Origin of the sequence: Streptomyces sp. NPDC088706 (genome assembly GCF_044752765.1) — a bacterium.
Lineage (GTDB): Bacteria > Actinomycetota > Actinomycetes > Streptomycetales > Streptomycetaceae > Streptomyces.
This window is the reverse complement of the sequence record NZ_JBIVLW010000034.1, coordinates 1-10,231: the sequence shown is the minus strand read 5'-3', so window position 1 is coordinate 10,231 and position 10,231 is coordinate 1. Positions and strand designations below refer to the sequence as shown.

The window sequence follows — 10,231 nt, the reverse complement described above, 5'->3', positions numbered from 1 at the left end:
GGCGCATCTTCCGCAGATCCCGATGCAGCCCCAACCGCATGACGTCAGTCGCGAAGGCCATCCTCACCCTAAAGCGCCACCGCTGAAGAAGCTCATTGAACGCTCGGCAGTTCAGGCGCACTTGCAGCTCGTTGCCTGGACCGGCCTCCCGGTCTACTACGCGTTCGACGGGCTCGATGTGTGGGGGCGCGGCGTCGCAGGCGGCGTTGATGGCACCAGCGTTGGCCATGAGGAGGATCGGCATGTCGCGGTCGGTGAAGTCCTCGCGCAGATGGCCGGTGTTCTTGGCGCGGGTGATGAGTTCGAGGAAGCCGTGGTACGCCTCGGCGCGGCGTTCGGGCCGGACACCCTGCCGACCGGCCGATGTCGCCGTCCACGGTTACGTCGCCGACTCCGGCGCCAAGGCCCGCACCGCCTACCTGGAATACGACCATCGCATGATGGGCGAGGGCATGGCCGAACTCGGCCGTCCCGCCCCGCCGCGCACCGACCGCGCAGCCGCCTTTGGACCCGTCGGCATGGTCTTCGTCGGCAGCCCCGACGAGATCGCCGACCGCATCCTGACCCTCCATGACCTGCTCGGCCACATCCGCCAGGTCCTCCAGGTGGACATCGGCGGCATGCCCCACCGCGACTTCCTCCACGCCATTGGACTCCTCGGCACAGGGCCCTGCCCCAGATACGCACCGAGCCGGCCCACAGCTGAAGCGAGGTGCCCCCGACAGCCGGAGACGGATGCATCCGAATAAAGAATTACCGCGCTCCTCGAATGACGCTTCTCGCCAGCTGGGGCCTCGGGCCGGGTGGCGGCGCGGCGGAAGGCGTACGGGAACGACCAGGGCGCGGACGTGTCCCTGGTCGCGGTGACGGCCCGGCCCAACCGGCGGAAGTCGGATCAGGATCCGGCGGACTGGATGCCGGTGTCAGTTCCAGTAGTCGCGGTGTTCTTGACGGCGCCAGCGGTCGTAGTCGCTGTAAGGGGTGGGCAGTTTCAGCTTCACCCAGATGAGGCGGCCGGCCGCATACGCGATTGGGACCGCGATGCCGATGGCCGGGCTCTACTGCTGGGACAGGTCCAGGAGCATGCGTGCGGTGTAGAAGCCGGCGGCGAACAGGATCCCGGCTCCGACGAGATACATCAGGGAGCTGACCGCGCCCACCGCCTGGCCCATGGCGGCACCCAGCAGGGCGAGGATCAGCCAGATTGCGAACGGGGCGGCGGACGATGAGGGGTCAGCCCTCGTGTTGCGCGATGTGAAGCACATCCCGGCGGATGGCATTGGCCAAGGTCATCGTGTCCAGCCCGACGGCGACAAAATCGAGTTGTCCCTGGCGGGGCACCTGCGTGTAAGCGGTGCCGGAGGCGAAGAACTGGCCTACGGGCACGTCAGCATCGTTGCAGTGGTTGACGACATCGGCGACTGCGGCCAGCACGGCCGGCGCGGACGGCTCACCCGGCTGCCCCATACTGGCCGACAAGTCGTACGGTCCGATGAGAACACCGCCGAGGCCCTCGACATCCAATATGTCGCTCGCCGCCGCAACACCCGCGGCCGACTCAGTTTGCACAATGACGGACGTGCCGGCATTGGCGGTGTCGAGGTAGGAGCCGAAGGACAGGCCGTATCCGTGTGCCCTTCCGATGCCGACGGAACGCGCCCCGATTGGGGCGTACTTCGCCCAGCGCACCAAGCTCCTCACGGTCGCCGAGTCCTCGACCATGGGGCAGACGATGCCAGCGGCTCCGGCATCCAGGGCCTGCTTGACACAGACCTCCTCCGCAGCCGGTACCCGCACCAGGACCGGGAAGCCCTCGGGGGCACCGACAAGGACACTCCCCACCTCCGCAACAGCAATCGACCCGTGCTCACAATCGACCAACACCCAATCGCATCCGGCCAGTACAGCTCAATCAGACGAGGGTCCGGGAGGGTAACGATCGTCCCAACCGCTGGCCTACCGTCCCCGACGACGGAATGCGGAAACAGATCATGCGCAGACACGGTCACCCTCCATCAGAGCCTTGACCGAGGCCAGGGAGCCAACGGTCATCACGGACCGTCACAGCATAGTCGTCACCAGGTGTAACCGATCATGACTAGCAGGCAAAGGAGGAGCGGCGTTCCTTTCGGCGCACCCACCGGACGCAGCTCACAGCACCACCTCCGCCGTCAACCCCCGAAGGGCTTCCGTAGCCGACCAAGGCGCAAGATCAGGCACGCTGCCTCCTCGCGGTGACCGCCGCCGCGCTGTGGTGGGTGCCGGAGCCGCTCGGGAGCCCGGCCTCCCGGGTCTTCGCCTCCGCCGCCGCGCCCTGTGCGGCCGCTGCACTCCTCGCCTACGCCGTTGGTCGAATGCGCAGCCGGGGCGCGCAGTTGGCGGCGCCTGCTCCGGTGGCGGGTACGGAGCCGCCCGACGGCGTCCCCGCCCCTGAGCTGCGAAAAATATTTTCAAGCCTCGGCCGATGTTCGAAATCGTCGATCGTCACGCGACCTTCACGAGACCGGTCACAAAGGGGCACGGCTTTCATCAAGGCGTACTGGTGAGTAGATTTTTTGGAACCGGGTCGTTCTCGCCCCGGCTCGAAACGCGATGAGGGCTGTACCGCCGCGATGACCAGTGGTTCGGTGCCCCAAGATCGCTTGAAGCGAAAGCGAATGGCACACATCACCCGAATTGCTTTATCCCGCCGCACGGCATCCGCGGTACTGGCCCTGACACTCACCACCGGGGCGGCCCTCACCGGACTGTCCCTCTCGCCGGCGGCTGCCGCGACCTCCGCCACGGTGGACCCGATCGATCCGGACAGTCTCGTCCTGACCCGCTGGATGGGCCAGATCGACAACGTCATCGGTGACCGGCCGCTCAACAAGATCGTCATGCCGGGCAGCCACGACGCGGGTTCCTGGAGCATCACCGACAATTCGGGTGTCTGCGACACCGCCAGCGAAGCCAAGCTGGCGAGGGAGCACCCGCAGATCGCCGCCGCGATCTCAATCACGCAGCTCGGTACCATCAGGCAGCAGCTCGAGGTCGGTTCGCGCTATCTCGATCTGCGCCTGTGCAAGCAGAACGGCAAGTGGTACACGTACCACGGCGGTCCGCTGGGTGGCCTGTTCTTCGACGATCCCGCCACCGGCCAGAAGGGCGAGATCAACGAGATCGCCGAATGGCTGCGGAACCATCCGGAAGAGATCGTCACGATCGAACTGCGTACCTCGGTCCCGGCGGACCAGAACCCCTCGGACGGACGGGACACCGCCGCCGAGGACACCCGCGAAGCCGTGGAACTGCTCGGCCGGAACATCGGCACCTCGCGTATGGCAGACCGGAGCAAGCTGGCGCCGACCTCGACATACAACCAGTTCATCCAGGCCGGTGCCAACGTCGTCCTGATCGACACCAACAACAGCACGAACAACGCCTGGGCCTGGCCGCACCACGTGGTGGAAGGACGGAACAGCTACGTCGAGAACAAGGACTGGGGCGGCCTCATCAAGGAGGCGCTCCTCAACCCCGGCTCGTCGAGCCCCGCGATCGACCTGGTCAGCCGTACGGCGCTGAAGAGGAACGACGACGTATTGCGCACCGACACCGGGGACCCGAACAAGTTCTTCACGCTCTCGGGGAACGTCGACTCCACCCTCGCCATCCCCGACGCGGCGGCCGACGTCGTCACCAATGGGATGAACTACAAGCCCGACGGCCTAGCCTACATGCTCTACCTGGCCCGCGAGCACAACATCAAGCTCCTCGAGAAGCTTGAAGGCCCCTGGCTCCACTCCGACATCGCCCGCAACACGAACATCGTGCAGCTCGACTTCATCAACATGGGCGGTTACCGGGCCGACGGCACGCTCATCGCTTCGGGCGAGATGAGCGCGGCGATCATCGCCAACAACACCCCGACCGCGGCCCCCGGCACGCTGCTGGGGGCCGAGCGCCTGGCCGACGGGAAGTGGCGCGGAGTCCAGGCACTGCCCGGCGCCTACGGCGCGCTGGAGTTCGCAGGCGGTGAGCGGTCGGTGGCCGCCATGCCCAACGGTGACGTCCACTTCACGGCGTACGGCAACGACAAGCACCAGTACCACAACATCCGCCTCGCCGACGGCTCCTGGCAGGGCTGGCACCGTGTCAACACCGACGCGGTGGACAACAAGTTGAATGGCGGTCCGCTGGCACTTGCCAGCACTCCCGACGGCACCCTCCACGTGCTCTCCGTTGACAAGGACGGCAACCTGCTGCACACCCTGCGCCGGCCGGACGGCTCCTGGCAGGACGGCGGCTGGGGGAGCGTCGGGGACGGCGGCAACGGCGTAATGAAGGCCAAGGACGTGGCCGTCACCGGACTACCGAACAACTCGATCAAGGTGCTCGTGTACGGCAAGGACGGTGCCATGCGCCTTACCGAGCGGTACACGAGCGGTGTGTGAGAACAGAAGGGATGGCAGGTCATCCCCGGAGTCGGCAACTCCAAGACCTTCGTCGGCAGCGACCTCTCCATCACCGCGACACAGGGTCACACCCTCCAGATCGCTGCCATCGGCCAGGACCGCAACATCTGGCACATGACCCAGAACAGGCAGTCCGTGAACTCCGGCTAGAACAGGTTGGAGTGGGCCCCGGGCAAGGGCATGGAGGCCACGGCGGTCGCCCTGGCCGCTCTGCCTGACGGCTCCTCCCAGCTCGTCGCCGTCGGCATGGACGGCAACACCTGGCACACGAAGAGGGCGGCCGAAGGCCGGTGGACCGCGTTCGGCTCGGTCCGCGGGCCGGGGAACCGACCGCTGGCGGCCAAGAGCGTCAAGATCGCCGGTCTGCCGGACGGGCGGTCTTTCACCCTGGTCGACGCCCGCTGAAGCGGAGTTCCGGCGCGCCCCTTCCCGGAGCCGTGGTACGGCTCCGGGAAGGGGCTTTCGCGGTCCGCGACCGGTTATGGTCACCCGCCGGCGGCGGCGTTCGGGACCGGTCGGGCACGGCCCAAGAGGAAGAAGACCGCGAGGGCGCTCAGGGCGACCGCGACCGCACAAGTGGTGAAGGCCCGGTGCAGACCGGTGGTGAAGGCGTCGTAGCCGCCCGCCGCTTGCGCGGCACCGGGCTGAGGCGCGTCGACGGTGCCGGGGCGCCTCCGGTTCAGCTGCCGAGCCACATCCGGTCGTAGTAGGAGCCCGACTCCCCGCGCATGTGGTAGTTGCGGACCTCCGGACGGCGCGCGGCGAGGAACTTCATGTTGCCGAGGAACACTCCGGCCGCGTCCCGGACGAGCTCCTCCTCCACCTGCGCGAGCAGCGAGTTGGACGTTTCCAAGGTGCGCGCTTGCGTGCCTGGGCCGTCAGGTCATCCACCCGCGCGTTCTTGTAGCCGGTGTAGTTGTACGCGGCGGAGGAGGTGTAATTGGACGAGACGTTTTCGAGAGCACTGGTCAGAACGATGTACATGTGCCTGCCGTAGATGTCGCCCTCGCCCTCCGCCGTGATCTGGTCGAAGGCCGCTTGGCCCATGGGACGCAGGTCGATGTCCACCCCCACCTGGGCGAACTGCTGCTGGAGGACCTGGGTCAGCAGCGGCCAGGGCTCCTGACTGCCGTGCGGGAAGTCCAGGCGCAGACGGTCGACGCCGGCCTGGCGCAGCAGGGAACGGGCGCGGTCGGGATCGTAGGTGTAGGGCTTGGCCGTCCGCCGGTACCGGTCGAGCAGCTTGGGGAAGGGGCAGCCCCACGGGTCCGACAGGCCGAAGGCTACGCGCACCAGCTGTTCCCGGTCGAGCGCCCAGCAGCACGGAGAGCATGAGGACATCGGGCTTGGTGAGGCGGATCTGCACGGTGTGGGAGTCGAGCGCCCTCAGCCCGCTGACGCGGTCCGCCTTCTGCTCGAAGACGGCCTCCGCCCCTTCGATCGCGAACAGGAAGCTCGCCGCCCAGGAGCCGAGGTCCGGATCGAGCACCCGGGTCCAGGTGGCGATGTAATCCTCTGCCGTGACGAGCCGGCCGTTGTGGAACCCCACGCCCCGTCTCAGGGGGATCGTGTACACGCGGCCGTCCTTGCTCACATGCGGCATGGCGGCGGCGGCGTGCGGTGCGGGCCCGTCGTACTGGCCGCTGTACTGGTACAGCGGCGCGCACCGGCCGGATCGGGGCCCGGGCCGGGCGCCCACCGGGTCACGTCGGCGGCGGGGCCGCACCGGCCTGGGATCCCGGGCGCAGCCGCTGAGGATCAGCCCGGTGGCTCCGGCCGTGCCGGTGCCGAGCAGCTGTCGACGGGTCGGGATGTGCATCGGTCCGGTTATGGCCGTCCTCTCATGGAACAGCCAGAGGGGAGCTGAGAGCGGGGCTCCTCGGGGAGGGGACGAGGGTGGATGGCCGTCGGCAGGGACGGTTCGGAGCACGGGTGCTCTCCTCACCGGTACCGGGACGGCCCGGGCCGCAGGTGCCCCAGGCGGCGCGGACGGGTGCGTCGCCTTCCTCGAACAGCTGTCGAGTTGCCCGAAGCTTGCCCCCGCCGGACCGCTCTGTCAACGATGGACCACGCCTATATTGACCGATGCGTCAGTCGGTAGAGACCCTCGGCAGACTGTTCGCAGGGGAGTATGCCGACGTGCCGGGTGGCTCCGCCACCGATAATGCTCACCACCCGGGAGCAGTTCCTTGACGCAGGCCGGCGCGCTTGATATCGCGTGGGTGAACGGCTGGCGAGGGCGTCGAGAGCGAGCCCGCACAGCGGCCACAGGCGGGAGACGCCGCAGCGCCCCCGCGCGAACCGCAGGGGCGCCGTGGAGACTATGCCGCCGAGGGTCCTACCTGGAGCGAGACCGACGAGCCGTCCTCGGCCTCGTCGAGGATCTCGATCCTGGTGTTCGTATCAGTGATCTTGACCCCACCCGTGGGGTTCGTCTCGTCGTAGTACGTGTTGATGCGGTCATCGAAGACGGACACGCCCTCCCTCGACCTGATCTCGGTGTCCTCCAGCGTGATGGCGTCCGTGGGGCCAAGGGTGAAGGGTGAGTCGAAGGACTGGAAGAAGTTGTCCATCAGGGTGCTGTCCCGCCACGTTAGGGCCTCGGGGTGTGCGTCGACCGGCAGCAGGTAGCCCACACCGGGGTGTTGGCTGGTGTTGTTGTCCTGCTGTGAGGTGTCCAACTTCCAGATCAGCAGGCCGTTCTGGTACGGGTAGCGGTTCACCCAGGTCGGGGTCGAGTAGTAGTGAGCGGTCCTGAGGCTCATGTCGTACGACACGTACTGGCGGTTCTCGGCGATGTAGTACTGCTCGTGCTCACTGGTGATGGAACCGCCGATCCTGGAGAAGCCCTGGGCCGTCCAGGCCGCGTCGGCGGACTCGGCGTCGTCCGAGAAGAGGGACGAGCCGTCGGCGGTGACCGCGATCCGGTCGGCCGCGAAGCCCTTCTGGCTGACAGCGGCGTCGGTGGAATAGCGCAAGCGCAGGTCGACCTTCTTGCCCGCGTAGGCGTCCAGCGGGAAGACCAGCTTCTTGAAGTCGCCGGAGCTGCCCTCGATCGCCGGGTCGCCGTTGCCGTCACGGCCGAGGGCGGCGCCGTCGGCCGTACCGTCGACGGCCTTCCAGTCGGCACCGCCGTCGGTCGACACCTCGGTGTAGAGGTAGTCGTGGCCCAGCTCGGTGTCCCACCAGCCGTCGAGTGTCAGGGCGGCGGAGGAGATGCCGGTGAGGTCCACGGAACGGGTCAGCGTCTGCGAGAGGTTGTCACCGCTGCCGCTCCACCACTGGGTTGTGCCCTGGGAGGGCGCCACTATGTCGGTGGCGACCTTCTTCTTGGGCAGTTCGACCACGAGGGCCTGCTTGCGGTCCGTGTTGTACTCGGCGACGCCGAGCTCGTGGGTGGAATGTGTGCCGGCCTTGGCCGTGTCGTAGTCGAGCCAGCCGAGCTGCATCTTGTCCCAGGCGGTCAGGTCGCCGGGCAGCTCACCGACCTCGGTCTCGCTCCGGCCGAGCCAGGAGCCGGCCGACATCAGAGTCCAGAAGGCGGTGGAGTTCACGCCGCCCGCGGTGTCGTAGTGGTCCGGAAGACCGAGATCGTGGCCGTACTCGTGAGCCAACACGCCCAGCCCGCCGTCCTCCGGCTGGATGGTGTAGTCACCGGCCCAGATGCCGGTGTCGCCGATCTGGGCACCGCCGAGCCTGTTCGCCGACGGGCCGGTGGTGCCGATGTCGGAGCCAAACGCGTACCAGCGGTGGGACCAGATGGCGTCCGTGCCCTGCGCGCCGCCGCCTGTCTCCTCCCCCGAACCGGCGTGCACGATCTGGAGATGGTCGATGTAGCCGTCCGGCTCGTTGAAGTCGCCGTCCTTGTCGAAGTCGTAGCGGTCCCACTGATCGAACTGCTCGGCCTCCGCCTTGATCTCGGCGTCCGTGCTTCCGGCTTCCTTCTGCTGGGCGGCCCATGCGCTGAGGCCGTCGCCGACGAGGTTCCACACGTCGTCGCAGATCATTCCGCCACAGGCGTTGTTGCCGTAACGGGCCGCGTTGTAGGGGAGCTTGACCCAGTCCTCGACCTGGCCCTCGATCGAATAGCGGCCCGAGGACTGCCTTTCGTAGTACTTCTTGACCGACTCGGTGTTCTTGCCGGTGCCGAAGTAAAGTTCCTGGTAGTGCTTCTGGTCGTAGTCAGGCTTCCAGGCCGTGGAGTTGTCCTTCGTACGGTCCGGCTGCGGTATCTGGTTGTGCAGCGGGCCCGGCGCACCTCCGTAGCGGCTGTCGGTCTGGTCGCCGAACTCGACAAGGATGGCCAGAACCTTGTCGGTCCTCTCACGGCCGAGCTCGACGTACTTGCTCTTGCCCCGCGTGCTCTTCAGCTCCACGACCCGCGAGCCGTCACGGTTCTCCACCGCGGTCTCGCCAGACATGACCTGGGTCAACGCTTCTTCGCGCAGGGCAGCCTGCGTCTTGCTCATTGGGCCGTCGAGGTCGTGGTCGCTCTGCGTGAGGTTCACCGGGCTCTTCCGGTCAGCCGGCGCACTCTCACCGGCCTGCGCCACGGCGAGGGGCGAAAATGCGGCTGCCACCGCGGCGAGCGCGACAGCGGCCGTCGCCGTGCTGAGCGTCCTGTATCTGATGGTCACTTGTGGCGCCTCCCATTGATGCGGTCAAGTGACATCATTCGACGGGAGATCCACAGTCCGGTTCCAGCGCGACAAGGTGATCGTTGGGGCGGATGCTGTGCCCAAACGCCTGCATGCAAAGGCAAGTTGATTAAACGCCTGGCTCCTGGCCGTCGAGCACGTTGACGGCCCTGCCGTCCTCGCCGCCGGACTCCTCGCTGCCGGCCGTGACCGTCCATTCGGTGCGGGCGAGATCCACCGCGGCCTCCGGCGTGCCGGGGTCGCCCAGCAGCTGGATCTCCGCGGCCGAGGGGCCCACGGACCACGGCCGCCGGCCTGGGTGAGCATCGTCAGCCGTACCAACCGCGCTCCCCGCGGGGCGAAGGGGAGGGTCTTGGCCCTGGGGTTGTCCGCCAGGGCGCCCGTTACCGCCGGGCTCCCCCGGTTCTGCTCGTCCTGGCTGACGCTGATGCCGTACTCCCCGATCCGCCCACGGGCGTTGCCGCGCGCGGCAGGTGCACGAGTGCAGACACGACGGCCGTACGGTGCATGTCGACGGTGAGCGTGTGCGGCAGGCGTTTGGCCGTCCTGGTCCACAGGCTGCTCCGGACGGTGCGCGCGTAGCTGTCGAGGGCGTTGGCCGCACGGCAGCTCTCGGCGGGGCTCTCATCACGCGTCGGGAGCCCGGGACGCCTTCCGGATGCGCGATGCCGAGCAACGGCGTCAGCCCGACCAGCAGCGAGCCGAGAGCGAAGCCGACGGGCAGGTGACTGCAGCGTAATCGCGGGGCCATGGCGGATATGCGTCCGAACCGCAAGCTGTCCGGAGTGACGCCGGACCCACAGGATCGGCGCGCGGTTGCCGGAGGGTGCCGCTGTGCAGAAATAAGCGGGCCGTCGCCTCCGAGGCGATGGCCCCCTCCAGGACGGCTCGGCGTTCGGAGTAGACCGTGCGGGTCAGGGACTCGGTGTTGAGGAAGAGGACGTCGAACAGCACCAAGTGGGCGGGGGTCTGCCTCGCCATGCGGGCGGCCCTCGCGGGGGAGTCGGCTAGCCCCATCCGTGATTGAGCTTCTTCGAGATGGCCACCGATCGGGTGACGGGCTGCGACCGCAACGAACAGGGCCCCCGAGCTGTTGATCGAGATGTCTGACGTCTCAAC

Annotated in this window: 9 protein-coding genes and 4 pseudogenes; 5 read left to right on the top strand and 8 right to left on the bottom strand. The window is 67.6% G+C overall.

Annotated features, from left to right (window positions below):
- From ACIQAK_RS32775 to ACIQAK_RS32765, 3 genes and pseudogenes are all read left to right on the top strand, one after another.
- Window positions 1–86: pseudogene (locus ACIQAK_RS32775) on the top strand (IS5/IS1182 family transposase); the annotation flags it as partial.
- A 156-nt stretch (window positions 87–242) separates the two neighbouring features.
- Complete coding sequence (locus tag ACIQAK_RS32770) at window positions 243–749, top strand: hypothetical protein (RefSeq protein WP_366392938.1); 507 nt, start codon at window positions 243–245, stop codon at window positions 747–749.
- A 36-nt stretch (window positions 750–785) separates the two neighbouring features.
- Window positions 786–926: pseudogene (locus tag ACIQAK_RS32765) on the top strand (HNH endonuclease); the annotation flags it as partial.
- 132 nt (window positions 927–1,058) lie between these two features.
- Here the strand turns inward: ACIQAK_RS32765 and ACIQAK_RS32760 are convergent.
- Together ACIQAK_RS32760 and ACIQAK_RS32755 are read right to left on the bottom strand one after the other, a co-directional pair.
- Entirely contained in the window at window positions 1,059–1,265 is a 207-nt protein-coding gene (locus ACIQAK_RS32760; RefSeq protein ID WP_366392937.1) for a hypothetical protein, read from the bottom strand.
- A complete protein-coding gene (locus tag ACIQAK_RS32755; RefSeq protein WP_366392939.1) occupies window positions 1,234–1,902 on the bottom strand; it encodes an aldolase/citrate lyase family protein in 669 nt (222 codons plus the stop codon). The genes ACIQAK_RS32760 and ACIQAK_RS32755 overlap by 32 nt, the downstream gene beginning before the upstream one ends.
- A 755-nt stretch (window positions 1,903–2,657) precedes the next feature.
- Here ACIQAK_RS32755 and ACIQAK_RS32750 point away from each other — a divergent pair.
- Both ACIQAK_RS32750 and ACIQAK_RS32745 read left to right on the top strand, forming a co-directional pair.
- Window positions 2,658–4,433, top strand: a complete 1,776-nt coding sequence (locus ACIQAK_RS32750; protein ID WP_366392936.1) for a hypothetical protein — start codon at window positions 2,658–2,660, stop codon at window positions 4,431–4,433.
- Between the two features lie 177 nt (window positions 4,434–4,610).
- Window positions 4,611–4,859, top strand: coding sequence for a hypothetical protein (locus tag ACIQAK_RS32745; protein ID WP_366392935.1), 249 nt, complete (start codon window positions 4,611–4,613; stop codon window positions 4,857–4,859).
- A gap of 80 nt (window positions 4,860–4,939) precedes the next feature.
- On the opposite strand, the gene ACIQAK_RS32740 is transcribed toward ACIQAK_RS32745, so the two are convergent.
- From ACIQAK_RS32740 to ACIQAK_RS32715, 6 genes and pseudogenes are all read right to left on the bottom strand, one after another.
- Window positions 4,940–5,149, bottom strand: coding sequence for a hypothetical protein (locus ACIQAK_RS32740; RefSeq protein WP_366392934.1), 210 nt, complete (start codon window positions 5,147–5,149; stop codon window positions 4,940–4,942).
- A 76-nt stretch (window positions 5,150–5,225) separates the two neighbouring features.
- Complete coding sequence (locus ACIQAK_RS32735; protein WP_401849650.1) at window positions 5,226–5,747, bottom strand: ABC transporter substrate-binding protein; 522 nt, start codon at window positions 5,745–5,747, stop codon at window positions 5,226–5,228.
- Window positions 5,748–5,831: 84 nt separating this feature from the next.
- Window positions 5,832–6,057 (bottom strand): annotated as a pseudogene (locus tag ACIQAK_RS32730) (ABC transporter substrate-binding protein); the annotation flags it as partial.
- A gap of 718 nt (window positions 6,058–6,775) precedes the next feature.
- Window positions 6,776–9,091: an immune inhibitor A domain-containing protein gene (locus tag ACIQAK_RS32725; protein ID WP_366392932.1), complete on the bottom strand. Its 2,316-nt coding sequence runs from the start codon at window positions 9,089–9,091 to the stop codon at window positions 6,776–6,778.
- A gap of 130 nt (window positions 9,092–9,221) precedes the next feature.
- A complete protein-coding gene (locus tag ACIQAK_RS32720) occupies window positions 9,222–9,389 on the bottom strand; it encodes a hypothetical protein (protein ID WP_366392931.1) in 168 nt (55 codons plus the stop codon).
- Between the two features lie 404 nt (window positions 9,390–9,793).
- A pseudogene (locus tag ACIQAK_RS32715) lies at window positions 9,794–10,141 on the bottom strand (hypothetical protein); the annotation flags it as partial.
- Between the last annotated feature and the right edge of the window lie 90 nt (window positions 10,142–10,231).

What these genes read in the sequence shown, in the direction of transcription:
- ACIQAK_RS32770 (WP_366392938.1), top strand. Translation starts at nt 243, where the DNA reads ATGTCGCGGTCGGTGAAGTCCTCGCGCAGATGGCCGGTGTTCTTGGCG.
- ACIQAK_RS32760 (WP_366392937.1), bottom strand. Translation starts at nt 1,265, where the DNA reads ATGTGCTTCACATCGCGCAACACGAGGGCTGACCCCTCATCGTCCGCC.
- ACIQAK_RS32750 (WP_366392936.1), top strand. Translation starts at nt 2,658, where the DNA reads ATGGCACACATCACCCGAATTGCTTTATCCCGCCGCACGGCATCCGCG.